Origin of the sequence: Agromyces excoecariae, assembly GCF_051715505.1 — a bacterium.
In the GTDB taxonomy this organism is placed as follows: Bacteria; Actinomycetota; Actinomycetes; order Actinomycetales; family Microbacteriaceae; genus Agromyces.
This window is the reverse complement of sequence record NZ_JBPSLA010000006.1, coordinates 121374-147577: the sequence shown is the minus strand read 5'-3', so window position 1 is coordinate 147577 and position 26204 is coordinate 121374. Positions and strand designations below refer to the sequence as shown.

Below are 26204 nucleotides of genomic sequence, written 5' to 3'. Positions count from 1 at the left end.
AAACCTCACTTCGAGCGAGTCAGACGACGTGCGGAGGCGGCGTGCCGGAAGCGCTGGTGCCCGAAGTGAGGTTTCTGCAGGTGAGTGAGGTGTCGAAACGTACTCAGACGCGGAAACCTCACTTCGAGCGGGATGCCGCGGCGTGCGCGGCGTGCGCAGCCGCGCGCGGCGAGCGTCAGCGGAGCCAGAGGGTGGTCTCGGCGGGGACCTCCGCCGGGTCGGCGAGCGGGGAGCTCGAGAGGAGCACCTCGAGCTCGGCGAGCTCGGCGGGCAGCGCGAACGGGGTCGTGCCGAAGTTCGTCACCACCGTCCATCCGGTCGGGCGCTGGAAGGCGAGGACGGATGGCTCGCCGAGCGTGATCCACGCGAGCTTCTCGGCGCCCTGCAGCTCGTGCCGGAGCGCGAGGGCGCGCCGGTACATCGAGAGCGTCGACGACGGATCGGCCGCCTGTGCGGAGACCGCGTACGACGCGAACCAGGCGGGCTGCGGCAGGTGCGAGGCATCCGAGCCGGCGGGCCCGAAGCCGAAGGACGGCAGGTCGGCATCCCAGGGGAGCGGCACGCGGCATCCGTCGCGCCCGACCTCGACGCCGGCGTTGCGGAAGAACGTCGGGTCCTGGCGGTCCGCATCGGGGATGTCGCCGACCTCGGGGAGGCCGAGCTCCTCGCCCTGGTAGAGGTAGGCGCTGCCTGGCAGCGCGAGCAGGAACAGCGTCGCGGCGCGCGCTCGCCGGAGCCCGCGGGCGGCGTCGACCTCGTCGGGCGACCCGCCGCGGAGCAGCCAGTCCTTGCCGGGCGTGCCGTCGCCCGAGGGGTCGGCGGGCAGGCCGTACCGCGTCGCGTGCCGCACGACGTCGTGGTTGGAGAACACCCAGGTGTTCGACGACCCCGTCTCGGCGGAGAACACCATGTTGCGGTCGACGATGTCGTGGAACTCGGCCGCGGAGAAGTTCGCGCGCAGCAGGTCGAAGTTGAAGGCCTGGCCGAGGCTCGTCGGCGCCGCGTACCGGTGCCGCCGCGAGGGCTCGACCCAGGCCTCGGCGACCGCGATGCGCGGCGGGTCGTACTCGTCGAACACGGCACGCCACTCGGCGTAGATCTGGTCGAGCTCCTCGCGGTCCCAGAGCGGGTGCGAGCCGTCGGTGACGAGCTTCATCTCCTCGAGCTCGGCGTGCGAGCGGAGCGGGTACGTGAGGTCCTTGGCGAGGGCGTGCGCGACGTCCACGCGGAAGCCGTCGACCCCGCGGTCGGACCAGAAGCGGAGCGTGCGCAGGAAGTCGTCGCGCACCTCGCGGTTCGCCCAGTTCAGGTCGGGCTGCTCGGGGGCGAAGAGGTGCAGGTAGAACTGCCCGTCGCCCACGGGCTCCCACGCCGAGCCGCCGAAGATCGACTGCCAGTCGCTCGGCGGCTCCGAGCCATCCGGCCCCTCGCCGTCGCGGAAGATGTAGCGCTCACGGGCCGCCGACCCGCGCGGGGAGGCGAGCGCCTCGCGGAACCACTCGTGACGGTTCGACGAGTGGTTCGGCACGATGTCGGCGATGAGGCGGATGCCGGCAGCGTGCAGCGTCGCGATGAGCTCGTCGAAGTCGGCGAGGGTGCCGAGCCTGGGGTCGACGTTCCGGTAGTCGTCGACGTCGTACCCGCCGTCGGCGAGCGCCGAGGGGTAGAACGGCGACAGCCACACCGCGTCGATGCCGAGTTCGACGAGGTACGGCACGCGCGAGGTGATGCCGCGCAGGTCGCCGATGCCGTCGCCGTTCGCGTCGGCGAAGCTGCGCGGGTAGATCTGGTACACGGCGGCCTGGCGCCACCAGTCGGGGTCGGCGGCGAGCACGGTCGCGTCGGCGAGGGTGGCGGGGGCGGGCGGGGCGGCGTCCCCGGCCGGAACGGGCGCGTCGGTCGTGGAGAGCCGGGCGTCGGTCATCTGGGGTGGTTCCTTTCGAAGGGTTCGAACGGATGCCGCGGGACGGGGCCTGCACGCAGCGCCCGCCGCGCGGCATCCGCGCACATTACTTGATCGAGCCGCGGGTCACCTCGGAGATCACCCCGTGAGTTCGAGCAGCACGAGCTGCGCGGGGAACAGCACCGGGGCCTGCAGGCCCACGGTGCCGAGCTGGCGGCCGGTCAGCGCGATCGGCTGCTCGGCCCACGGCAGCGGCGACTGGCCGGGGCCGTGGGCCGGGCCGCCCGCGGCGACTCGCACGACGTAGCGGCGGTCGGGGTCGAGGCCCGGCAACGTGAAGCGCCCGGGCGGGAGGGTCACGCCGGTGGTCACCTGCGTGAAGGTGAAGAGGGCGGATGCCGCGTCGTGCGCGACCACGCCGCGGACATCGGTCGCGGCATCCGTCACGTCGCCGTGCACGAGCGTGCCGGTGTGGATGAGGTCGCGGTGGCGCGTGTGGCGAGCGACCCAGGCGGCGACGGCGTCGAGGCCGGCGTCGTCGAGGTCCGCGAGGTTCCACTCGATGCCGAAGTGGCCGAGCAGCGCGACGCCGGCGCTGAGGTCGAGGCTCACGGACCGGCCGGTCGAGTGGACCTGGGGGCTCGTGAGGTGCGCGCCCATGAGCTCGGTCGGCACGAGCAACCCGGTGTACTTCTGGATCTGCAGGCGCTCGATCGGGTCGAGCGTGTCGGAGGTCCAGATGCGGTCGGTGTGCTCGAGGATGCCGAGGTCGACGCGGGAGCCGCCCGACGCGCACGACTCGATCTCGAGGCCCGGGTGGCGGCGCTTCAGCGCCGCGAGCAGGCGGTAGAGCGCCAGCACGTTCTCGTGCACGCGGGGACGACCCGTGTCGGCGGCGCCGGCCTCGAGCAGGTCGCGGTTGTGGTCCCACTTGAGGTACGCGATGTCGTTCTCGGCGAGCAGCGCGTCGAGCCGATCGAGCAGGTACTGCCACGCATCGGGGTTGGCGAGGTCGAGCACGTGCTGCTGGCGGGCCGGCACGGGCAGTTCGTCGCGGCCGCGGAGGATCCAGTCGGGGTGCTCGCGCGCGAGGTCGCTGTCGAGGTTCACCATCTCGGGCTCGACCCAGAGGCCGAACTCCATGCCGAGCCCCCGGACGCGATCGATGAGCGGCCCGAGCCCGTCGGGCCAGACGCCCTCGTCGACGGTCCAGTCGCCGAGCCCGGCGGTGTCGTCGCGGCGGCCGCGGAACCAGCCGTCGTCGAGCACGAACCGCTCGACGCCGACCCGGGCCGCCCGCTCGGCGAGGGCCGTGAGCGTGTCGAGGTCGTGGTCGAAGTACACCGCCTCCCACGTGTTGAGGGTGACCGGGCGGGGGCGGCGCGGATGCTGCGGCCGGGCGCGGAGCTCGTCGTGGAACCGCTTCGACAGCTCGTTCAGGCCGTCGCCCCACGAGCCGAACGCCCAGGGCGTCGTGTACGACTCGCCCTCGGCGAGCTCGATCTCGCCGGGCGCGAGCAGTTCGCCGGCGGTGAGGAACGCCTCGCCGGTCGGGGTGCGCTCGGCGAACAGCCGGTGGTTGCCGCTCCACGCGGTGTGCACGGCGAACACGAGGCCGCGCTCGAAGCCGAAGCCCGTGCGGCCTGCGGCGAGCAGAAGGCTCGCGTCGGAGCCCGGTCGGCCGCGCCGGCTCTCGCGGAGGTGCGTGCCGATCGTGAAGGCGTGCCGCTGCGGGCTGCGCTCGCGGAGGTGGCGGCCGGTCGTGTCGAGCAGCTCGCCGGCGGACTGCGGGACCGGGAAGGTCGGTGCGAGGGCGGTGAGGGCGTAGGGCTCGGCGGCGAGGTTCTCGAGCGTGATGCGCTGGCGGAGGAGGCCGGAGTCGGTCACGTGCAGCTCGATGGTCGCGGCGAGGCCGGCCGAGACATCCGTCGCCCGGATCACGGCCGAGGCGCCGTCGACCTCGACGGTCTCGGTGGCGAGCCGCGTCGAGAAGTCGCGCCCGCCGCGGTGCCCCGCGAGACCGGGGGTGCCGAGCCAGCCCCCGGACTCCTGGGGGATGAGCGTGAGGGCCGCCGGACGGTCGAGGTTGCCCGAGACGCGCTGGGGGAGTGCGGCGATCGCCATCGCCTCGAGGTCGTCGGCGGTGACCGCGCCGAGGTCGGCGCCCCAGTGGACGATCGCCGGGAGGGCGGCGCGCGTGGGGTCGAGCACCACGCTGGTGCCGCCGTTGCGGAGGTGGATCGGCGCTGATCGGAGCATGACTAATTTCTAAGACGAAAAGAACATGATGTCAATACCAGGGAACCATCGGATGAAGTCGAAGATTGGACTTCGGTTCGTGCCATCATGGAACGAATCGTGGTGAGGAGGCGCGGATGACCCAGGTCGAACTCGGCGACTCCGCACGCGAGCTGGCCCGCGAGGTGCTGATCCACGGTCCGATCTCGCGCGCCGAACTCGGCCGGCGGCTCGGGCTCTCGCCCGCGAGCCTCACGCGCCTCTCGAAGCCGTTCCTCGACCGCGGGCTCTTCGTCGAGTCGGCCGACGCCGTGCAGGGCGCGACCGGGCGGCCGGCGCGGCCGCTCGACGTCCGCGTCGACGCGCAGCGGTTCATCGGCATCAAGGTCACGGGCGAGGCGGCGTACGGTGCGCTCACCGACCTGCGCGCGACCGCGATCGCCCAGGCCTCGCGCGAGTTGGACGGGCACGACGTCGACGGGGTCGTCGGGGTGATCGTGGGGCTCGTGGAGGAGCTCGCCGGGGCCGGGGCCGGGGCCGGGGCCGGGGTCGGCCCGGGCGGCGCGGCCGCCGCGGCCGCCGCGGCATCCGCTCTCGGAGGCCTCGGCGGCGTCGGGCTCAGCGTCGGCGGCAACGTCACCGGCCAGCGCGTCGTGACCCGCGCGCCGTTCCTCGGATGGCGCGACGTGCCGCTCGCCGACCTGCTCGAGGCGCGGCTCGGCGTGCCGGTCGACCTCGAGAACGACGTGACCGCCCTGACGACCGCCGAGCAGTGGTTCGGCCCCGCCCGCGCGCACGACGCGTTCGCCGTGGTGACGGTCGGCGCCGGCGTCGGCTACGGGCTGGTCATGCACGACCGCGTCGTCACGACGCCCGACACCGGCCTCGGCCTCGGCGGCCACCTGCCGCTCGACCCGAGCGGCCCGTTGTGCCTCGACGGCCACCGCGGGTGCTCGACGGCGATGCTCGCGATCCCGAGCATCTGCGCGCAGGTCGGCATCGCGCTCGGACGCGAGGTCGGCTACGACGAGGTCCTCGAACTGGCCGCGGCGGGGCATCCGGCCGCGCGATCGGTGACGGATGCCGCCGGCCGTGCGCTCGGCCGGATGATGGGGTACATCGCGAACCTCACCATGGTCGAGGCGATCGTGCTCTCGGGAGAGGGCGTCGGGCTCTGGGGGGTCGCCGGAGACATCGCGCTCGCCTCACTCGCCGCCGACCGCGACCCCGAGGCGACCCCGGTCGACGTGTTCGTCGACGCCGCGGGCTTCAGCTCATGGGCCCGCGGGGCGGCGGCCGTCGCCATCCAGGCGTCCCTCGCGCGCCTTCGCCTGCCCGCCTGACGCGCGCCCTCCCGCGCCGCTCCTACTGCGGACGATTTCTGGGGTGGAGGCCCAGATGAGGGCGCACTCCACCGCAGAAACCGTCCGCGATCGTGACCGTGGGCGTCATGGTTCGCCGGCGCGAGGGTGAACGGACGTGCCGGCCGGGGGCGCGCGTCAGCGCTCCGGCGGGACCGCCGTGGAGGAGCGCACGCGCAACTCGAACGGCAGGGGGGTCGCCGCCGGCGGTGCGGCATCCGGACCGGGCTCGAGCTGCTCCATCAGGATCTCGACGGCCTTCTCGCCCTGGCCGCGAGGGAACTGCGCCACGGTCGAGAGTCCGAAGAACTCGGACAGGTCGTAGTCGTCGATGCCGATGATCGACACGTCGCGCGGCACGACCATGCCGAGGTCGCGCGCGGCGAGGATCGAGCCGATCGCCATCTCGTCGGATGCGGCGAAGATCGCGGTCGGCCGATCGTGGGGCACGCCGAGCAGCTGCTTCGCGGCGTGGTAGCCGCCCTGGATGGTGAAGTCGGCCGGCGCGAAGATGCTCGGGTCGGGCTCGACGCCCGCGTCGCGCAGCGCCGCCTCGTACCCGAGACGGCGGTTCGTGGGCAGGTGGAAGTCGAGGTCGAACTCGAGGTCGCCGCCGATGTGCGCGATGCGGCGGTGCCCGAGCGCGATGAGGTGCTCGGTCGCGAGTCGCGCGACGGCGGCGTCGTCGATCGTGAGCGTGCGGACGCCCGGGATCGGACCGCCGACGCCCACGAGCGGCTTGCGCAGCTCGTGCAGGCGCTGCACCTCGTGCTCGGTGAGCTCGAGCGAGACCGCCACGACCGCGTCGACGCGCTGCCGCAGCAGGAAGTGCTCGAACACGCTCGACCGCTCTCGGCCGTCGCCCGACAGGTTGTAGAGCGTGATGTCGTACCCGTGCCGGAGGAGCGCCTGCTGCGCGCCCTCGAGCACCGAGGAGAAGAACCACCGGTTGAGGAACGGGATCACGACGCCGACGTTGCGCGTGCGACCCGACGCGAGACTCGACGCGTTCGACGACACGACGTACCCGAGCTGCGCCGCGGCATCCTCCACCTTGGCCTTCGACGCCGGGGAGACGTGGCCGCGACCGCTCAGGGCGCGCGAGACCGTCGCGGTGGAGACCCCCGCGAGCTTGGCCACCTCTTCGATGCCGACCATGGATTCCTCGCCTGACGTCGTCCGCCGGAAGCGCGGAACGGGACAGCCGATCCTATCGCCGCGCGGAGTGGCGCGTTGATGGGCACCCCGGCGTGCGGTAGAAAGGGGCGGGTCCGGGGCGGGCCTTCAGGGGGCCGGCTTGCCCATACCCACCGCTACTCGAAGGGATCACCGCCGTGAAGTGGGTCAAGCGCATCGCCATCGGGCTCGTCGTCGGGTTCGCCCTGTTCTACACGATCACCAGGCCCGAGGATGCCGCGAACGCCGTGCAGGGCGCGTTCGCCGCCGTCTGGGGCGCCGCCGAGTCGGTCGGCCGGTTCTTCACCTCGCTCGCATCCTGACGGGGCCTCCGTGAGCGCCGACGCCCGCAGCATCTTCGACCCGCACGTCGAGCGGTTCCTCATCGCCGACGAGGGCGAGGTCGTCGTCGACGAGGTCGCGAAGCACTGGGCCGCGATCGTGACGCCGGTGCTCGGGCTCGTGGCATCCGTGCCGCTGCTGCTGCTCGCGTTCGTCGTGCCGCCGCAGGCGTGGTGGCTGCCCGCGGTCCTCGCGATCGGGCTCGCCTGCTATTGCCTGTGGCGGATCCTGCAGGCGCAGATGGACCGGTTCGTGATCACGAACATGCGCGTGTTCCGCGTGCACGGCATCCTCAGCCAGAACATCGCGACCATGCCCCTCTCGCGGATCCTCGACATCTCGGTGCACCGGCCGGTCGTCGGCCGCATCTTCGGCTTCGGCCACATCATCTTCGAGTCCGCGGCGCAGCGGCAGGGCCTGAACGAGATCCGATTCGTGGGCTCGCCGAACGAGCGCGACCTCACGATCCAGCGGGTCATCGCGCGGGCAGGCCTCCGCGGGCCGCTGAATCGGGCGACGGGCGCGCCGCTCGGCCCGGGCGGAGCCGCCGCGGCGGCCGGCGCCCAGTCGGCGTCGGCGACCGGTGCGGCGCCGCGCGTCGCCTCGGGAACCGCGGAGCGGCCGGACGGCCTCGGCCCGAACGACACGGTCCCGATCGAGCGCCTCTGACCCGTTCGGCGCCGCCGTTCGCCCCGATTTCACGCATCGGCCCACCGCGGGTATCCTTGTGTGGCCCCCGGTCATGTGAACAACGTGGTCGGGCGTTCGGCGAGTTACCCAAGCGGCCAAAGGGATCTGACTGTAAATCAGCTGTCTACGACTTCGGGGGTTCGAATCCCTCACTCGCCACCACCTGGAAGCCCCGGTTCGCCGGGGCTTCTTCCGTTTCCGGGGGCGGATGCCGCGGTCGGCCCCCGGACCGGTCCGGTCCGGTGCGGCGGGGCGGGCGTAGCGTGGGGGCATGACCCAGAACGCCGCGGACGCGGCATCCGTCGACCTGCTCGCCATCGCCCGCCGGATCGCGACCACCGTCGCCGAGACCGCGCTCGAGGAACGCCGTCGCGGCATCGCGGTCGCGGCCACGAAGTCCACGCCGACCGACGTCGTCACCGCCGTCGATCGCGACACCGAGGAGCGCATCCGCGCGATGATCCTCGACGCGCGGCCCGACGACGGGATCTTCGGCGAGGAGGAGGACACGCACGTCGGCTCGAGCGGCCTGAACTGGGTCGTCGACCCGATCGACGGCACCGTGAACCTGCTGTACGACATCCCGTCGTGGTCGGTGAGCATCGCCGTCGTCGACGGGCCACCCGACCCCGGGCACTGGCACGCGCTCGCCGGGGTCGTCGTGAACCCGGTGACCGGGGAGGTGTTCGAGGCGAGCGTCGGCGGCGGCGCACGGCTCGTCGACCCGCGGCTCGGCGAACGCGCGTTGCGGGTGAACGACGACGTGCCGCTGTCGCGGGCGCTCGTCGCCACCGGGTTCGGGTACGCCGCCGAACGGCGCGCGAGCCAGGCGGAGGTGCTCGTCGACGTGCTGCCGCGCATCCGCGACATCCGCCGCATCGGATCGGCCGCGCTCGACCTCGGCGCGGTCGCGGCGGGCCGGCTCGATGCGTTCTACGAGCTCGGGCTGAGCCCGTGGGACCACGCCGCCGGCGCGCTCATCGTGCGCGAGGCGGGCGGGCGGGTCGGCGGCCTCGCCGGTGCGTCCGAGAGCGACCGGATGCTCGTGGCCGCCGCGCCCTCGCTCTTCGACGCGCTCGCCGCGCTGCTGGAGGAGGCGGGCGCCTGAGGCGGTTCGTGCCTCTATCCGGACGACCTCCTCCGTATATCGGTCGGCGTGGCGATCCTCCCCTCGACCGGTTACGCTTTATCGATCCGTGATCTCGGCCCTTCCCGGGACCGCGAGCCCCCGTCAGCCCCCCGAACGAGCGAAAGTCCCCCACGTGCCCGAGTATCCCCTCGTGCCCGACCATTCAGCGCCAGGCACCAGAGACCGCTTGCGGTCCGAGCGATCGCCGTCGCGCCGTGAACTGCGGGACCGCACCTCAGCTTCCTCACCGGCCGAGCCGGCCGACCATCGGGTCGGCGACTCGGCCGTCGGCATGTCCGGGGGTGTCTCGTTCGAGTCGTACCTGCCGTCTCGGCAGGGTTCGTCGGCGTCTGCGGGCTCTGCGGGTTCCGCGGGATCCACCGGCTCTGCCGGCTCCGCCGGTGAGCCGGGGCGGCGTGCGGATGCCACGGGGCCGCTGCGACCACGGGATCGCCGCGAGGCGGCGGTGGATGGCGGCCGGACCGACCTGCCGTCCGGCGCGGCCCGCCCGGCGACGCCGCCCGCTCCGCCGACGGAATCGCGCCGCCTGCGGCGCGATCCGCTCCCCGCACAGGACTCCGCCCCCTCGCGTCCGGCAACGCACGGCTCGAGCGACGGCCACGCCCGGCCCGTCGCCCCGACTTCGCACGGCACCGCCGCAACGCCCGCGAACCCCGCTCCCCGGACCGGCCGACGCGCGGCCGCCGGGCCCGTCGACGTTCCGGGCTCCGGGCTTCGCGCCGACCTTCCCGAGTCGGCACCCCGAGCCTCCACGCCGCCGTCGTCCGCGGGTCGCCCGGCCGGTCATTCCTCGCCTGCTGCCACGACGGCATCGGGCGTCGGCCCCGCATCGGCCGGCCGACCGTCATCGAGTCCTGCGTCGACCACGGCAGCCGGAGCGTGGCCGAGCCGGCCGGCGCCGGGTGCACCCTCGCCCGAGTGGACCCCGCAGCGACGCGCCGACGCCGCCCGCCGCGAACGCGCGCCTGAGCCCTCGGCCGCTTCGCGTCGGGATGGGGCGTTCGAGCGGCCGCAGGCCGGTGCCGCGCCCGCCGGTGCCCGCTCCGACGACCAGCGGTTCGCGGCAGGCGGCCCGGGAGACCCGGGCCGTGGCCGATCGAACTCGACCGACGCGACCGCTGCTCGTCCCGGTGGTCCGGGCCGATCGGCGCCGCAGCCGCCGCGTCGACCGCAGGCCGGCGCGCCCGAGGCCCCGCAGCGCGGGCCGATCCCCGCACGGGAGCAGGCGTTCCTCGAGCAGGGGCGGCCCCAGCCCGGCGCACAGCGCCGCCAGCGGTACGCCGGTGCGAGCGACGTTCGCGACCCGCGGGCGCAGTCGGCGGATGCTCCGCCCGCCGCGCCGATGGGCCGGGCCGCAGGCGCGGTCGACGATCGCGATCCCCGCCTGACCGCGCGGCCGAAGCCCGAGCGGCGCCCGACGCCCGAGCAGCGGCTCGCGCCCGAGCAGCGGTCGACGGCCGAGCTGCGGCGTGCGCCTGACCAGCGTTCTGCGCCCGAGCAGCGTTCCGCTGCCTCCGCGGGACGGCCGGGGCAGCGTCCTGCGGAGCGGCTCGACGGGCTGCCCGCCGACGCGCGCGCTGCCGCGGCATCCGACCCCGCGGTGATCACCGCGAACGACGTCAGCGACCTGTTCGGGCTCGGACGGCGCGAGGCGCGCGATCTCGACGCCAGCCTCGAGGCCGCCCGCGTCGACGAGCACGGCACCGCGTCTCACGCGGGCTCCGACCGACGCGGCCGGGCCGCCGCATCCGCCCACCGCCCGCCCGTGGCCCGACGGACTCCGGTCGGTCCCTGGTCCCCGGAGCGACCCACGGGGCGCTCCGACGAGCGGTCCTCGTCTCCGAAGGCCCCGCCGCGAAGCCGCAAGCGCACGCTGACCACGAGGTTCGCGAGCGTCGTCGCCATGGGATTCGTCGCGATGCTCGCCGTCGCGACATCCGTCCCCTCGCTCTCGCTGCTCACCCCCGAGGAGGTGCAGGCGATGGCGCTCTCGCAGACGACCGGCACGACCCTCGACGGGCAGCGCGTCGACATCTCCGGCGGCACCCTCGCCGCGGGGATCGGCCGCGAGGACTACCAGGCGCAGACCATCGAGGAGTACGCGCAGGCCGCGGGCATCCGCGCCGAGGCGACCTTCACGAACAACCCGCTCGGCACGATCCAGTGGCCGTTCGCGGTCGGCGTCCACATCGGCGACCGCTTCGGCTACCGCGACTGCTACGGCTGCTCGTCCGACCACCACGGCCAGGACTTCAACCCCGGACTCGGCGCGCAGATCCAGGCCATCGCCGACGGCGTCGTGTCCGGATCGACCGACGCGGGCGGTTCGCTCGGCGTCGTGACGATGATCGACCACGTCATCGACGGCCAGGTCATCACGAGCGTGTACGCGCACATGGAGTACGGGTCGCGCCGCTTCGAGGTCGGCGACACGGTCGAGGTCGGCGACGTGGTCGGCACCACCGGCAACACGGGCATGTCGACCGGGCCGCACCTCCACTTCGAGATCCGAATCGGCGGCATCGACGGGTACTGGGTCGACCCGCTCGAATGGCTCTACGCCAACACCAACTGACCTCGCCCGCCCCCGGGGCCTGCCCCGCGCGGGTATCGCAGGCCTGGGGCGTCTCATCCCGCACGTCCTCGCACTGGCGGCCGGGGGAGCGCCGACCAGGGGCGGATGCCGCGCGGCATCCGCCCCTCAGGTGCGTGCGGGGCGCGGCTAGGCCTGCAGCCAGACCGTGGTGTCGGCCGGGAGGCGACCGCCGTCGAGGTCGCCGCTGGCGAGGATCACGTCGCCGTCGGGGAGGTCGACGGGCTCGGTGCCCGTGTTGGCGACCACGAGCACGTCGCGGTTGCGGAGCACGAGCACGCCGTCCTCCGCGGATTCCTGCCACGCGATCTCGCCCGTCGCGAGCGAGCGCGCGCGGCGCTCGGCGAGGAGCGAGCGGTAGAGCTCGAGCGTGGATCCGGCGACCCCGCGCTGGCGATCGCGCGCGAACGACGCCCATTCGGCGGGCTGGGGGAGCCAGGCGGCATCCGACGGGCCGAAGCCGTACGAGGGCGCGTCGGCCTCCCAGGGCAGCGGCACGCGGCATCCGTCCCGGCCGTAGCGCTCGCCCTTCGTGCGGAACCAGGTCGGATCCTGGCGGGCCTCGTCGGGCAGGTCGATGGCCTCGGGCAGGCCGAGCTCCTCGCCCTGGTAGAGGTAGGCCGAGCCGGGGAGGGCGAGCATCAGCGCGGTCGCCGCACGCGCGCGGCGCAGGCCGACGACGGGGTCGGGCAGGCCCGGGCTCTTCGGCCCGATGCCGTGGCCCTGCAGGCTGTCGGCGGTGAGGGCGAGGCGCGAGGCGTGACGGATGACGTCGTGGTTCGAGAGCACCCAGGTGGAGGGTGCGCCCACGGCGCCGAACGTCTCGATCGAGTGGTCGATCACGGCGCGGAGCGGCGCGGCCTCGAACGGCGTCTCGAGGTAGGCGAAGTTGAACGCCTGGTGCATCTCGTCGGGGCGGACCCACTTGGCGACGCGCGAGAGCGGGTCGACCCAGGCCTCGGCGGCGAGGATGCGCTCGCCGTCATACTCCTCGAGCACCTTGCGCCAGTCGCGGTAGACCTCGTGGACGCCCTCCTGGCCCCAGTAGGGCGCGCCGACGTTCTCGTCGTGGATCGCGGGTTCGAGCGGCACTCCGCCCTCGAGGCCGTGCTGGTTGCCGCCCATCGAGCCGGCGTCGGCCGGCGGGGTGTAGTCGGGCAGGCCCGCGGCCTTGATGAGTCCGTGGGCCACGTCGACGCGGAACCCGTCGACGCCCCGGTCGAGCCAGAAGCGCAGGATGCGGCGGAACTCCTCGCGGACCTCCTCCTGCTCCCAGTCGAAGTCGGGCTGCGAGCTGTCGAAGATGTGCAGGTACCACTGGCCCGGCGTGCCGTCGGGGTTCGTGGTGCGGGTCCACATCGACCCGCCGAACACCGACTCCCAGTTGTTCGGCGGGAGGTCGCCGTCGGCGCCCCTGCCGTCACGGAAGATGTAGCGGGCGCGCTCCGGGCTGCCGGGGGCGGCCGCGAGGGCCTGCTGGAACCAGGCGTGCTGATCACTCGAGTGGTTCGGGACGAGGTCGACGATGACCTTCAGTCCGAGCCGGTGCGCTTCGGCGAGCATCTCGTCGAAGTCGGCGAGCGTGCCGAAGCGCGGGTCGACATCGCAGTAGTCGGCGACGTCGTAGCCCGCGTCCTTCTGGGGCGAGGTGTAGAACGGCGACAGCCAGATTGCGTCGACGCCGAGCTCGGCGAGCTCGGGAAGGCGCGAGCGGATACCGGCCAGGTCGCCCATCCCGTCGCCGTTCGCGTCGGCGAAGGACCGGGGGTAGATCTGGTAGATCGCGGCGGTGCGCCACCATTCGGAAGTCATGGAGAAAACCTTAAGCCAATCTCAGTTATCTGGAAGCGCTTGCACGTTCAAGCGCCCCGCAGGAGCCTAGCAACCCGGTATCGATCACGTAACGCCGAGTTGTCAATGTGACGCGAAGCAGGTATACCTGAAACCGCTTGCAATCACATGGCGGGCAACATCACACGGAAGAACGGCCTTTCGAGCACGGTGCGCGGAACTCCCCACCAGGCGAAGGCGCCGATCTCACGCACACTGAGAAGGGCACACCAATGCGGGTGAACAAGAAGAGCCTCCTCGCGGCCGGCGCCGTCGCCGTCGTCGCGACCCTGGGTCTCGCCGGTTGCGCCGGCGGCGACTCCGGCGAGGGCGACAACGGCGCATCGGCCGGCGGCACGCTGACCGTCTGGGTCGACTCCGAGCGCGTCGACGCGCTGAAGGGCGCAGCCGAGGCGTACACCGAGGAGACCGGCGTCGAGGTCGAACTCGTCGGCAAGGACAACGCCACCATCAAGGACGACTTCATCCAGCAGGTGCCGACGGGCGAGGGCCCCGACATCACCATGGGTGCGCACGACTGGCTGGGCGAGCTCTCGACCAACGGCGTCGTCGCGCCGCTCGAGCTCGGCGACTCGGCCGGCGACTACCTCCCCGTCGCGATCGACGCGGCGACCTACGAGGGCACCGTCTACATGCTCCCCTACGCGGTCGAGAACATCGCCGTGCTGCGCAACGCCGACCTCGTCGCCGAGCCGGCCACGAGCTTCGACGACATGATCGCGAAGGGCAAGGCCGCCGGCCTCGACCAGCCGTTCGTCGTCGAGCAGGGCGCCGAGGGCAACCCCTACCACCTCTACCCGTTCCAGACGGCGTTCGGCGCCCCGGTGTTCGGCACCAACGACGAGGGCTACGACCCCACCGACCTGCAGCTCGGCAGCGCGGGCGGCACCGAGTTCGCGACCTGGCTCGGCAGCCAGGGCAAGAACGGCACCGGCGTCTTCAACACCGACATCGACGGTGACATCGCCAAGCAGGCCTTCCTCGACGGCACCGCGGCGTTCTGGCTCACCGGCCCGTGGAACGTCGGCTCGGCCATCGACGGCGGCATCAACGTCGCGATCGACACGGTCCCCAGCCCGACGGGTGAGGCCGCTGCGCCGTTCGCCGGCGTCAAGGGCTTCTTCGTCTCCTCGGAGTCGGAGAACAAGGTCGCCGCGAACGACTTCCTCGTGAACTACATCGGCACCGAGGACGTCCAGCTCGAGCTCTTCAAGGCCGGCAACATCCTGCCCGCCCTCTCGGCCGCCGCCGAGTCCGCTTCGAGCGACCCGATCATCGAGGGCTTCGCTGCTGTCGGCCAGGAGGCCGTCCCGATGCCGGCCATCCCCGCCATGGGTTCGGTCTGGCAGTACTGGGGCATCGCCGAGGCCTCGATCATCAACGGCGAGGACCCGACGGCGACGTGGGAGAAGCTCACCGCCGACGTCCAGGCTGCGATCGGCTAAGACGGACACGGGCTCCGGGCCGGATGCCACGCTCGCGCGGCATCCGGCTCGGAGCCACTCGCATCTCCGGGCGCCTGACGGGCGCGTGACGAGCGAGCCGAACGAGAGAGCAAGAGACGGCGAGAGAGCAGCAGATGAGCACCATGATCGACGAGGACGTCGCCGCGGAGTCGGCGACGCCGCCCACGAAGCGGCAGAAGCGCGCCGCACGAATCGCGGACGCCGCGTCAGGCGGCATCCGTTCCATCCTGATCAAGCTCCTGCTGCTCGGCATCGTCGACGCGATCGCGGTCTACGCGATCCTCGTCCTCGCGCTCGCGCAGGAGTGGTTGGTGCTCGCGGTCGTCGTCGGCGTGACCGCGCTCGTCAACTGGATCTACTTCTCGCGAAAGACCCTTCCGGCGAAGTACCTCACGCCGGGCGTCATCTTCCTCGTGCTGTTCCAGGTGTTCGTGCTCGTGTACACGGGCTACATCGCGTTCACCAACTACGGCACCGGGCACAACGGCTCGAAGGAGCAGGCCGTCAGCTCGCTCATGGCCGCGTCGCTCGAGCGCGTGCCCGAGTCGCCGACCTACCAGGTGACGGTCGTCGACCAGCTCGGCACGCTCGGCCTGCTCGTCACCGACCCCGACGGAGACGCGAGCCTCGGCACGACCGAGCAGCCCCTGCAGCCCGTCGACCCGACCGAGGTCGACGGCGGCAAGGCCGTCGCCGTCGACGGCTGGACCACGCTGCAGTTCAGCGACGTCATCGCCCGGACGAACGAGATCACCGAGCTCGCCGTGCCGTTCTCGGACGACCCGAATGACGGTGCGATCCGCACCCCCGACGGCTCGAACGGCTACCTCTACACGTCGAACCTCGAGTACGACGAGGCCGCCGGCACCATGACCGACCTCTCCACCGGCACGGTCTACTCCGACATCGGCACGGGCGCCTTCACCGCGGAGGACGGCACCGAGCTCCTGCCCGGCTGGCAGATCACGGTCGGGTTCGACAACTTCGTGCGCGCGGTGACCGACTCCCGCCTCGCGGGCCCGCTCGTCTACGTCACGCTCTGGACGTTCGCGTTCGCGCTCATCTCGGTCGCGACCACGTTCTTCCTCGGCCTCTTCCTCGCGATGGTGTTCAACGACATGCGGATGAAGGGCCGCCGGTACTACCGGGTCGCGATGATCATCCCCTACGCGATCCCGTCGTTCCTGTCGGCGCTCGTCTGGGCGGGCATGATGAACGAGAGCTTCGGCTTCATCAACCAGGTGATCTTCGGCGGCGCATCGATCCCATGGCTCACCGACCCGTGGATGGCGAAGGTCTCGGTGCTCATCGTCAACCTGTGGCTCGGCTTCCCGTACATGTTCCTCATCTGCACGGGCGCCCTGCAGTCGATCCCCGACGACGTCAACGAGGCATCCAGCATCGACGGGGCGTCGGCCTGGCAGACGTTCCGGCACATCAAGCTGCCGCTGCTGCTCGTGAGCGTCGCTCCGCTGCTCATCGCCTCGTTCGCGTTCAACTTCAACAACTTCAACGTCATCTACATGTTGACGAACGGCGGGCCGCGCGACACCGGCGCGCCGATCCCGGTCGGCTTCACCGACATCCTCATCTCGATGGTCTACAAGGTCGCGTTCACCGGCCAGAACCGCGACTACGGGCTCGCGGCCGCGTACTCGATCATCATCTTCATCGTGGTCGCGGTGATCTCGATCATCGCGTTCCGTCGCACCAAGTCGCTCGAGGAGATCAACTGATGGCCGACAAGGACACCAAGCAGCCGCGGCGGTCCTGGGTCGAGAGCCCGGCGGTCGAGGGCGAGATGCTCGCCCTCTCGCTCGAGGCGCAGGCCGAGCGCGATGAGCACCCGCGCGGCACGCCCGTCAAGCGCCCGTTCCGATTCGGCCGATGGTTCAAGGCGACCGGATGGCGCCACCTCGTCGGCCTCGTCGTGGTCGTGTTCGCGCTCTTCCCGGTCGTGTTCGTGATCTCGTCATCGCTCAACCCGAAGGGCACGCTCACCGGCTCGAACGCCCTGTTCTCGCAGATCGGGTTCGACGCGTACGCGCGCATCCTCACCAACCCGCAGGTGCCGTTCACGACGTGGTTCGCGAACACGCTGATCATCGCCGGCGTGACCGCCGTGCTCACGGTGTTCCTCGGCGCGCTCGCCGCCTACGCGTTCTCGCGCATGCGGTTCACGGGTCGCCGGTTCGGCCTCATCACCATCGTCGTCGTGCAGATGTTCCCGCAGATGCTCGCCGTCGTCGCGATCTTCCTCGTGATGACCGCGATCAGCGACTGGTTCCCCGCGATCGGCCTGAACACGCACATCGGCCTGATCATGGTCTACCTCGGCGGCGCGCTCGGCGTGAACACGTACCTCATGTACGGCTACTTCAACACGATCCCGGCGTCGATCGACGAGGCCGCGAAGATCGACGGTGCGGGCCACGCGCGCATCTTCTTCACGATCATCCTGCGCCTGGTCGCCCCGATCCTCGCGGTCGTCGCGCTGCTGTCGTTCATCTTCTCGGTGAACGAGTACGTCGTGGCCTCCGTCATCCTCATCGACACCGAGAACCAGACGCTCGCCGTCGGCCTCACGAAGCTCGTGTCGAACCCGCGCTACGCGGACTGGGCGGCGTTCTCGGCCGGCGCGGTCATCGCGGCGCTGCCGGTCGTGCTGCTGTTCCTCTACCTGCAGAAGTACATCGTCGGCGGCCTGTCGGCCGGCGCGGTGAAGTAGGCGGGGCAGCGAACCACGACGGATGCCGCGTGCGGGGGACCGCACGCGGCATCCGTCGTCACGGGCTCACCCGAACTCGAAGTCCAGGGACTGGATCTGCGTCGCGTCCCAGCGGATGGGCCATCCGCCGGGAACGTCGGCGCCGCCGGTGAGGTCCTCCTCGTCCTCCGGCGGGTAGGTGAGCACGCTCGCCTTCACGAGCAGTTCGGCGTGGTCCGCCCCGCTCGACGTGGCGTCCTCGTCGACGGTGAAGGTCAACACGACGTCGGGGATCTCCTCGCCCGCCGCCGGCTCGTCGAGCGTGCAGACACGGCTCTTCGGGTCGTACTCGGCGCATCCCTCCGGGTCGCCGACCAGGTTGAGCTGGTCCCACCAGAGGAACTCCAACGCCAGCAGGCGCGAGCCGTCATCGGCGGCCGGGCGGTCGTCGAGGATCGCCGCGGTCAGTTCTACCGTCGCCTGCACGGTCTCGCCGCCGGGCGCCGAGGAGGGGTCGAACTCGACGTCGACGGGGAAGAGGTCGGAGCCCAGCACGAGCGGCCCCGTCGCCGGCGGGATGAGGTCGGCCGTCGCCTTCGCGCCCAGCTCGTCGTCGCCCTCGGTGAGGCCCACGGCTTCGACCGAGACGAGCCCGGCGTCCGACTCGTCCGTGGGGACCTCGATCGGCACGAAGACCCACTGCGTCTCGAGCGCATCGTCGACCCACCTTCCGCCGCCCTGGTCGAACGGATCGACGTCGACCGGGAAGTCGACCACGCAGACATCGTCCTCGGGCACGTCGACGCAGGCGCCCGCGCCGCCCACGACGAATGCGCCGAAGAGGTTCGGCGGGTCGGCGAAGTCCGGCACGGAGATCCGCAGGGCCACCCGCGCGTCCTGGGTGTCCGCGTCGAGGGTGCGATGGACCGCCATCACGAACAGGCGAGTGCTCGACCCGGGTTCGGGCCGGTACTGCTCGACCTGCAACCAGAACGGGGCCGGGTCGAGGGTGAGCGCGACCTTCTCGTCGAAGCTCTTCCGGACACCGGGCTCGACCTCGACGGCCCGGTCGCCCTCGATGGTCACGAGTCGGCTCGCCTTGGCGCTCACGGTCTCGGAGAAGCCCTCACGCGGGCCCGTGAACTCGAGGTCGGCCTGGGCACGGAGCGTGCCGGGGTCGATCAGGCACTGGTCGCCCGGGCGCACGAGTCCGGGGGTCTCCGGCGCGATCACATCGTCGGTCGAGCCGTCGAGCCATCCGAGGCAGGATGCGCTCGCGAGGGCGAGCCGGTCGGGCCACGTCACGGCGACGGCGATGAGCGCGTCCGGCGGAGCATCCGCGGCCTCGATCGCGAGGGTGGCGACCACGCTCCCACCGGCCGGGTCGGGGTCGGCCGGGGCCGTCAGGTCGGTGACGACGACCACGGGCTCCGCGGTCGGCGGGGGCGCCGAGGTATCGGACGCGGCCTCGGTTGGGGGGGGCGTGACCACGGGGCCGGTGACGGCGTTCCACACGAGGACGGCCAGCCCGACGAAGATGCCGAGCCCGATCACGGCCGCCGCGACGATGGCCGCGACGAACGTCCAGCCGGGCAGGAGGGGGAGCCGGCGGAACGTCCCCTCGAGCGGTACCGACGGCTGCCCCTCGGGCGTCACCGTGACCGTGAAGTCGTGCTGCTCGGGATCGCCCCGCCACAGCACGCCCCTGGCGTGCACGCGGAGCGCGACCTCCTGGGTGGAGCCGGCCGGCAGCGCCACCCGAGGACGATCGATGGTGAGCTCGAGGTTGCCGGCCGAGACGGCGAGGTCGGCCTCGGCGTGCGCGTTGCCCGTGTTCGTGACCGAGATGCGCGTCGACGCGCCGCGGCGTCCCTCGAGCGTCGGCGGCGTGAGCACGGCGGCGACCTCGCTGAACGACTGGATGGTCGCGATCGCCTCGAGCACGAGGAAGTCGTCGGGGGCGCCGGCCGGGACGACCCGGAAGCGCACGACCATCTCGCCCACGGCCCAGTTCCCGCCGTGCGCGAGCTCCAGGGTGGCGACGGCGGTTCCGGTCTCGCCGGGGTGGACGAGCACGGTGTCGGGCTCGATGGCGACGAGGTCTGCGGCGTCGTCGATCGCGGTGAGCCGGTACGCCTCGACGTCGTCGCCGTCGTTGCGCAGCGTGAGCGTGAACTGCTCGGACGTCCCGGGTGTGATCGTCAGCGAGGCAGGCTCGATGTCGGCGACCGTGGCCATGCATTCGACGCTACGAACGGTCGCGCCGCGCGTGACGGCCCTCCGACCCGCCTTCCGGGCACGAGCGGTGCCCTTTCGGTCACCCGCCGATGATCACGGTCGGCGCACCCGGGCCCGGAGCCACGGGGATGCCGTGCATCGACAGGTCGGCGAGCCTCGCGGCCGGGAAACCGCCGATCAGCACCGTCATGCTGCCCATCGCGATGCCGTTCGGAGCGGGCGAGGCGCACACGATGCCGCCCGGCACGCCGTTGGCCACGGCGGCGGGCATGCCGGCGATGAGCACGGTCGGCACCGAGGCCGCCGGCGTGATCGGACCGCCCACGTGCGGCGTCACGCCGTCGACGAGCGGGCACAGGGCCATGTCGCCGACGCGGAGGGCGGGACCGACGGGCATGCCCCGACGCTACTCGGCATGCCGCACCGGGCAGCGGGTGAGCGGGCGGGCGAACGGGCAGCGCCGCCGCCCGTTGAGGACATGTTGAGTGCGCGGAGAGCGCCCCTTGCGATCGTGTCGGGGACGGCGCCGGCCGGTCGCCGCCCACCCGAGGAGGATGCCATGTCACGCATCGCCGTCCGCGTGTACGCGCGGGATCCGATCTCCGAGGCCGGAGTGACGAGTGCGCTCCGTCCGCGTCCGGAGGTGCGGATCGTCTCAGCCGAGGGGGATGAGCCGCCGGACGTCGTCCTCGTGATCGTCGACGCCGTCGACGACGAGTCGCTCAACACCCTGCGCTTCGTCCGCCGCAACGGCGAGGCCCGCGTCATCCTGATCGCCGCCCAGCTCGACGACCAAGACCTCGTCCGCGCCGTCGAGAGCGGTGCGGTGGGGTTCGTGCGCCGGTCGGAGGCCACGACCGACCGGCTCGTGACCTGCATCGTCTCGGCGGCCGCGGGCGAGGGCACCGTCCCGCCGGACCTGCTCGGACGACTGCTCGACCAGGTCGGCCGGCTGCAGCGCACGGTGCTCGACCCGCGCGGCATCGCGTTCACGGGGCTCGCGTCGAGGGAGATCGAGGTGCTCCGGCTCGTGGCCGACGGCTGGGACACGGCCCACATCGCCGCCGAGCTCTGCTACTCGGAACGCACGGTGAAGAACGTGCTGCACGACGTCACGACCCGCCTGCAGTTGAGGAACCGGTCGCACGCCGTCGCCTATGCGATGCGGGAGGGGCTGATCTGACCCCGCCCGCGCGGCGCCGCGCGGCCCGGTTGCCCGAGGAGGAATCCGACGCTGCCCCCGCGGATGCCCCGGGCCATCCGACCGGTGCAGCCCGCCGCCCCCACACTTGACGCATGATCGGCGAGATCGACGATGCGATCCGTGCCCTCGTGCGACGGTCGGAGGGGATCGCCGCGGACATCGAGGTCGCCCTCGACGCGCCGACGAAGGAGTGGGCGGCCCGCCGGAACGCGCCGACGGTCGACCTCTTCCTCTACGACATCCGCGAGGACACGCGCCGCCGCGAGCACGGCTTCACCGAGGTGCGCGACGAGCACGGCGTCGTCACGAGCCGCGTGCCGGCCCCCCGGTTCTTCAAGCTCTCCTACCTCGTGACCGCGTGGACGCAGCGGCCCGACGACGAGCACCGCCTGCTCGACGCGCTGCTTCGATGCTTCCTGCAGTACGACGCGGTTCCCGACTCCTTCGTGGTGGACACGCTCGCCGAGACCGGCCTGCCGTGCTCGATCAACGTGGCCCTGCCGCCGCCGGAGGATCGCGCGTTCGCCGATGTCTGGTCCTCGCTCGGCGGCGAACTCAAGCCGTCGCTCGACGTGGTGATCACCGCGCCGATCACGCGCGGCATCTCGTACCCCGCCGGCCCGCCGGTCGATCGCGTGGAGACGCGGATCAGCGCCGACTCGATCGGCGTGCCCGACCAGGTCGGCTCTCGGCCGCGGGTCGGCACGGGCGATGCCCGCTCGGGGAGCTGACATGATCTCCGACCCCGGCATCGTGCACCTGCTGGGTCGGGTCGGCGTCATCGAGGACCGGATCCGACGGCTGGTGGCGGCGCGCCGCGCGGTCGACCCGCAGCCGGACGACCCGTTCCGCGGGCTGTACCTCAGCGACGAGATGGTCGACCGACTCCTGGCCGGGGCGCCGGGGGTGCCCGACTGGTCGGATGCCTCGGCTCGCCTCGCCGAGACCGAGCAGGCCGCCGACCTCGCCGAGGCCGCCGGGCATCAGCTCCGGCTCCGACGGATGTCGCAGGCGTTCGGGCTCGGACCGATCGACGAGGACCTGCTCGTGATCGCCCTCGCGGCCGACCTCGACCCGCGGTTCGAGCGCTTCTTCGGGTACCTCAACGACGACGTCGGGCGTCGCCGTCCGTCGTTCGCGCTCGCGCTCGAGCTCTGCGGGGTGCCGCTCACGTCGGCCGCCGACCGGGCCCGGCTCATCTCCGGGCCGCTCGTCGCGGGCGGGCTCGTCGTGGTCGAGGACGACGAGCGACCGCTGCCGGGGCGGGCGGTGCGGGTGCCCGACCGCGTCGTCGGGCACCTGCTGGGCGACGACGGCCCCGACCGGGCGCTGGAGGGAGTCGTGCGCGACCCGTCGTCGGTCGAGTGGGGCGACCCGAGCGGCGTGGCGGCCGCGCTCGCGGCAGGCATCCGTCTCATCCACCTGCGCGAGCCGGCCACGGGCTCGGGCGAGGCCGTCGCGCACCGCGGACTTCGGTCGCAGGGGCTCGGCGCGCTGTACCTCGACCTCTCCCGGCTCGGCGGCGAGCAGGAGGCGATCCCGCTCGCGCACGCCGCCGTCCGCGAGGTGCGGTTGCGCGGGGCCGGCCTCATCGTCGGGCCGCTCACCGAGACGACCCCCGCAGCGCTCGTCGAGGTGCTCGCCGACTCGCCCCAGCCGACGGTGTTCGTCGGCGACTCGACGTGGGACCCGACGTGGTGGCGCGAGCTGCCGGCGATGATCGACGTCGAACCGACGACGGTCGAGGACCGGGCGCGGCTCTGGCGCGACTTCCTCGGACCGGCCGCCGAGTCGATCGACGTCGCCGAGGTGACCGGCCAGTTCCGGCTGCGACCCGAGCAGGTGCAGCGCGCCGCACGGACCGCCCGGACGCAGGCGACGGTCTCCCGCAGCGGCTCGCTCACGGCCGGCGACCTGGCCGCCGGCGCACGAGCTGAGAACGCGTCGGCGCTCGACCGGCTCGCGCGCCGCGTCGACCCGCGGGTCGGCTGGGACGACCTCGTCCTCCCGGCGGCGCCGCTGAACGCCCTCCACGAGATCGAGCTGCGGGCACGCCATCGCGAACAGGTGCTCGGTGATTGGGGTATGCGGCCGGGCGGTGGTCGGGGCCACGGCGTCGTCGCCCTCTTCGCCGGCGATTCCGGCACGGGCAAGACGATGTCGGCCGAGGTCGTCGCCGGCGGGCTCGGGCTCGACCTCTACGTCATCGACCTGTCGACGGTCATCGACAAGTACATCGGCGAGACCGAGAAGAACCTCGAGCGGATCTTCCGGGCTGCGACGGGCACGAACGCCGTGCTGCTGTTCGACGAGGCCGACGCCGTGTTCGGCAAGCGCAGCGACGTGAAGGACGCCCACGACCGGTACGCGAACGTCGAGAGCGCGTACCTGCTGCAGCGCATGGAGACCTTCGACGGGCTCGCGATCCTCGCGACGAACCTCAGGGCGAACATCGACGAGGCGTTCACGCGTCGACTCGACGTCATCGTCGACTTCCCGATGCCCGACGCCGCCCACCGGTCGAGGCTCTGGGACCGCAGCCTCGGCAGCCGGCTCGGCCGCGACGACGACATCGACCTCGAGTTCCTCGGCCAGGCGTTCGAGCTCGCGGGCGGCGCCATCCGCTCGGCCGCCATCACCGCCGCCTACCTCGCCGCGTCGGAGCACGGCACGGTGCACATGAAGCACCTCATCGTGGCCGTGCACCGCGAGTACCGCAAGCTCGGCCGGCTCGTCGTCGAGCGGGAGTTCGGCCGGTACTGGGCCGAGGTGGGGAGCGGATGACGCGCCTCGGCGTCGACGTCGGCGCATGCTCGTCGCGGCGGGTCGGGCGGGCCGACGACCGTCGACCGTCGACGCGCGCGAGTCCGATCGGCCCGAAGCGGGTGTCGGAGCTCCAGCGCTCGGCGGGAAACGCCGCCGTGGCCGCCCTGCTGCAGCGACAGGGCGCGCCGCCCGTCGCGGCGCCGGCGCCGTTCAAGCCCGCGGCGACGCTCACCGCCCTGACGCTCGGCGAGCTCGACGGCTACGCGAAGGACCGGCCCGACTGGATGACGGATCCCACGCTGGCCGCTGCGACCCGCAGGGACCTCATGGACCTGCTCAGGTGGGCGCGGCGCGGATCGCCGCCGCCGCTGGTCCCCTGCCGGCCGTTCACGTGCGCGGACCTCATCGCCCGAACGGCCTCCGACCGGCGGGACGTCGAGATCTTCGCGCGCGCGTCGAGTCGCAAGGATTCCGCGGTGCCTCCGGACGGGATCACCTCGCTCGTCGACGCCGTCGCCCTGGGCGGCGCGATCCGCGAGCTGGAGAACCGGCTGCCCAAGGCCGACCTCCATCGCGGACTCGGCGCCAAGGACGCGGCGAAGGCGGAGCTCAAGCTCCTCGCCGACAGCGGGAAGGCCGCCGACCTGGCGTCGTACTTCCGCCGTGCCCATGCCTACCTCGAGGCCGACAACGGGCGGGACTCGCGCTCGTATCGCGAATGGGGCGCCGACCCGGCGGACTACATCGGCAAGGTCGCCGACGTGCGCAACCTCCATCGCTTCCAGCAGGCCCTGCTGGACCGGCTGATCCTCAACCGGGCCGATCGCAGCCGCAGCAAGCCGCTCCTGCTCATCCTGCACAGCGGAACCGACCACAACGGCGCGTTCCACGGCGAGGCGGCGCTGACCTCGGTCTTCACGAACGCCAACAACCTCACGCTCATGATCGAGGGCGCCACCAGCCTCGAGGCGGCGGGGGCGAGGTTCACCGCGCTCGCGCGGGCGTACGGGCAGGCGGGCCGGGTGAAGCAGGTCATGCTCGCCGGACACGGCGGGCCGACGGAGATGGAGATCGCCGGCCGCCCCGGCGCCCCGGACCAGATCGAGTCCAGCGCGCCCGGCAGCCGCAGCCGCAAGCGGACCGAGAAGTTCATCCGAGGCCTCGTAGCCGTGATGGCGCCGGGGCCGGATGCCCACATCATCCTGAACGCGTGCCTCACGGCCGCCGAGCCGGTGGCCGACAACCTTCCCGCGAACCCGGCACTGGCACGGGCGACCATCCTGCACAGCCTCACCACCAACCCGAGCATCGCGACCCTGCTGCGCAACATGGCCGGCGGCCGTGCGGTCGAGGGCAACGTCGCGTCGGTCGGCGCCGGGTCGTACATCCTGCCGACGGGCGAGCTGCACCAGACGATCCCCGGCGACCCCGCCGCGTCCTCGGCGAATCCGGCCGACTACGTGGAGCGCGGTCACGAGCCGGAGGGGGCGGCGCGGACCCTCGTCGTGCTCTGGGCCCGCGGTGGCGCCGCCGCCGTGACCGCCGCCCTCACGGCGCGCAAGGGACACGCGTTCGCGTCGTACGGCGACCAGGTGATCTCGGCGATCTTCGACGTCTTCGAGTCGACGAGCGACGTCTCCGGTCTGGCGCGCGTGGCAGAGCAGTCCGCGCGCGGGCTGAGCGAGTTCGACCGTCGTGATCACCAGACGCCCGATGACGTGTGGGGCCTCGAGAACGCCGCCGCATTCGAGACCGCGCTCACGCCGAAGATCCGGGGGATCGCGTCGATCGGCGCCGGCGGCAGGGTCGCCCTCGACCAGGTCCGCCTCGCGGCGGACCCCTCGCGCGTCGGGGCGATCAGCGCGATCGTCCAAGCCGCGGCATCCCTCGACGTCCTCCGCCGTCACCTCGCGGCCGCGTGGCTGTCGACGCGTATCGCCGACCTGCTGCCGCATGCGAGTGCCCCCGCGCCGACCCGGGCGCACATCATGCTGGGCGGTGCCACCTGGCAGCACGCCCACGCCGAGGGCTTCTTCCGGGCCAATGCCGGCGGCGGAACGCGGTTGCGCCCGCCCGCCGGCGAGACCATCGACGGGCTGACCGATGCCAAGCCGTCGGAGGACGACATCCTCGACGCCCTCGGCATCGTGCGCGCCGCGCCCGTGGGGCCGGCTGCCGGGGGCGGTGGCGCGGGGGCCGGTGGCGCCGGCCCGGCCGGGCCTTCGGTCGAGTCGCTGTCGAAGGTCGGCCGCACGACGGCCGGCTGGCTGAACGTCCGCGAGGGACCGGACCTGTCGGCAGCACGAGTGGACGTGGTCCCGAGAGGCGCTCGTCTCGACATCATCGGGCAGAGCGGAGCATGGTTCGCTGTGCTCTTCGACGGGCACATGCGCTACGTGTCCAAGCGCTACGTCGTGGTGCTCGCGTGATCGTGACGGAGGCCGTTCGGGTGCATCCGGTTGCCCGAAGGGGCAGACCTCGCCCGGCGGCGGCCGCGCGGCGGTCCAATGGAATCGGGC

18 protein-coding genes and 1 tRNA gene are annotated in these 26204 nt (G+C 72.5%); 13 read left to right on the top strand and 6 right to left on the bottom strand.

Features of this window, described 5'->3' with window-relative positions:
• Positions 1–175: 175 nt before the first annotated feature.
• On the bottom strand, positions 176–1924 hold the full coding sequence (locus tag ACSJD1_RS07880; RefSeq protein ID WP_438854764.1) for a glycoside hydrolase family 13 protein: 1749 nt from the start codon (positions 1922–1924) through the stop codon (positions 176–178).
• Between the two features lie 117 nt (positions 1925–2041).
• Positions 2042–4162 (bottom strand): alpha-galactosidase, encoded by a 2121-nt coding sequence (locus tag ACSJD1_RS07875; RefSeq protein ID WP_438854763.1) that lies wholly within the window; start codon positions 4160–4162, stop codon positions 2042–2044.
• Positions 4163–4278: 116 nt separating this feature from the next.
• Here ACSJD1_RS07875 and ACSJD1_RS07870 point away from each other — a divergent pair, with 116 nt between their 5' ends.
• The gene (locus ACSJD1_RS07870; RefSeq protein ID WP_438854762.1) at positions 4279–5484 is read left to right on the top strand and encodes an ROK family protein; all 1206 of its coding nucleotides are present in this window, start codon (positions 4279–4281) and stop codon (positions 5482–5484) included.
• 156 nt (positions 5485–5640) lie between these two features.
• Here the strand turns inward: ACSJD1_RS07870 and ACSJD1_RS07865 are convergent, their stop codons facing one another.
• Entirely contained in the window at positions 5641–6660 is a 1020-nt protein-coding gene (locus ACSJD1_RS07865; protein WP_438854761.1) for a LacI family DNA-binding transcriptional regulator, read from the bottom strand.
• Positions 6661–6836: 176 nt separating this feature from the next.
• Between ACSJD1_RS07865 and ACSJD1_RS07860 the strand changes: the two genes are divergently transcribed.
• The 5 genes from ACSJD1_RS07860 to ACSJD1_RS07840 all read left to right on the top strand — a co-directional run bounded on the left by ACSJD1_RS07860 (position 6837) and on the right by ACSJD1_RS07840 (position 11435).
• Positions 6837–7001: a hypothetical protein gene (locus ACSJD1_RS07860; protein WP_401000898.1), complete on the top strand. Its 165-nt coding sequence runs from the start codon at positions 6837–6839 to the stop codon at positions 6999–7001.
• Positions 7002–7011: 10 nt separating this feature from the next.
• Complete coding sequence (locus ACSJD1_RS07855) at positions 7012–7689, top strand: PH domain-containing protein (protein ID WP_438854760.1); 678 nt, start codon at positions 7012–7014, stop codon at positions 7687–7689.
• Between the two features lie 98 nt (positions 7690–7787).
• Positions 7788–7872, top strand: a tRNA-Tyr gene (locus tag ACSJD1_RS07850).
• Between the two features lie 109 nt (positions 7873–7981).
• The gene (locus tag ACSJD1_RS07845; protein ID WP_438854759.1) at positions 7982–8818 is read left to right on the top strand and encodes an inositol monophosphatase family protein; all 837 of its coding nucleotides are present in this window, start codon (positions 7982–7984) and stop codon (positions 8816–8818) included.
• A 1384-nt stretch (positions 8819–10202) separates the two neighbouring features.
• Complete coding sequence (locus tag ACSJD1_RS07840) at positions 10203–11435, top strand: M23 family metallopeptidase (protein WP_438854758.1); 1233 nt, start codon at positions 10203–10205, stop codon at positions 11433–11435.
• A gap of 147 nt (positions 11436–11582) precedes the next feature.
• Here the strand turns inward: ACSJD1_RS07840 and ACSJD1_RS07835 are convergent, their stop codons facing one another.
• On the bottom strand, positions 11583–13265 hold the full coding sequence (locus tag ACSJD1_RS07835; RefSeq protein ID WP_438854757.1) for a glycoside hydrolase family 13 protein: 1683 nt from the start codon (positions 13263–13265) through the stop codon (positions 11583–11585).
• Positions 13266–13516: 251 nt separating this feature from the next.
• On the opposite strand from ACSJD1_RS07835, the gene ACSJD1_RS07830 reads away from it, so the two are divergent.
• The 3 genes from ACSJD1_RS07830 to ACSJD1_RS07820 all read left to right on the top strand — a co-directional run bounded on the left by ACSJD1_RS07830 (position 13517) and on the right by ACSJD1_RS07820 (position 17498).
• Positions 13517–14749 carry a sugar ABC transporter substrate-binding protein gene (locus ACSJD1_RS07830; protein ID WP_438854756.1) on the top strand — a complete coding sequence of 411 codons (1233 nt, stop codon included), beginning with the start codon at positions 13517–13519 and terminating at the stop codon, positions 14747–14749.
• Positions 14750–14883: 134 nt separating this feature from the next.
• Positions 14884–16506 (top strand): ABC transporter permease subunit, encoded by a 1623-nt coding sequence (locus ACSJD1_RS07825; RefSeq protein ID WP_438854755.1) that lies wholly within the window; start codon positions 14884–14886, stop codon positions 16504–16506.
• On the top strand, positions 16503–17498 hold the full coding sequence (locus ACSJD1_RS07820) for a sugar ABC transporter permease (protein WP_438854796.1): 996 nt from the start codon (positions 16503–16505) through the stop codon (positions 17496–17498). The genes ACSJD1_RS07825 and ACSJD1_RS07820 overlap by 4 nt, the downstream gene beginning before the upstream one ends.
• Positions 17499–17564: 66 nt before the next feature.
• On the opposite strand, the gene ACSJD1_RS07815 is transcribed toward ACSJD1_RS07820, so the two are convergent.
• Positions 17565–19715: a hypothetical protein gene (locus ACSJD1_RS07815; RefSeq protein WP_438854754.1), complete on the bottom strand. Its 2151-nt coding sequence runs from the start codon at positions 19713–19715 to the stop codon at positions 17565–17567.
• Positions 19716–19794: 79 nt separating this feature from the next.
• Complete coding sequence (locus ACSJD1_RS07810) at positions 19795–20112, bottom strand: PAAR domain-containing protein (protein ID WP_438854753.1); 318 nt, start codon at positions 20110–20112, stop codon at positions 19795–19797.
• 162 nt (positions 20113–20274) lie between these two features.
• Between ACSJD1_RS07810 and ACSJD1_RS07805 the strand changes: the two genes are divergently transcribed.
• The 4 genes from ACSJD1_RS07805 to ACSJD1_RS07790 all read left to right on the top strand — a co-directional run bounded on the left by ACSJD1_RS07805 (position 20275) and on the right by ACSJD1_RS07790 (position 26114).
• Positions 20275–20898, top strand: coding sequence for a response regulator transcription factor (locus tag ACSJD1_RS07805; RefSeq protein WP_438854752.1), 624 nt, complete (start codon positions 20275–20277; stop codon positions 20896–20898).
• A gap of 113 nt (positions 20899–21011) precedes the next feature.
• Positions 21012–21650 (top strand): DUF4255 domain-containing protein, encoded by a 639-nt coding sequence (locus ACSJD1_RS07800; RefSeq protein WP_438854751.1) that lies wholly within the window; start codon positions 21012–21014, stop codon positions 21648–21650.
• Position 21651: 1 nt separating this feature from the next.
• Complete coding sequence (locus tag ACSJD1_RS07795) at positions 21652–23703, top strand: ATP-binding protein (protein WP_438854750.1); 2052 nt, start codon at positions 21652–21654, stop codon at positions 23701–23703.
• Positions 23700–26114 (top strand): SH3 domain-containing protein, encoded by a 2415-nt coding sequence (locus ACSJD1_RS07790; RefSeq protein WP_438854749.1) that lies wholly within the window; start codon positions 23700–23702, stop codon positions 26112–26114. The genes ACSJD1_RS07795 and ACSJD1_RS07790 overlap by 4 nt, the downstream gene beginning before the upstream one ends.
• Positions 26115–26204: the final 90 nt, after the last annotated feature.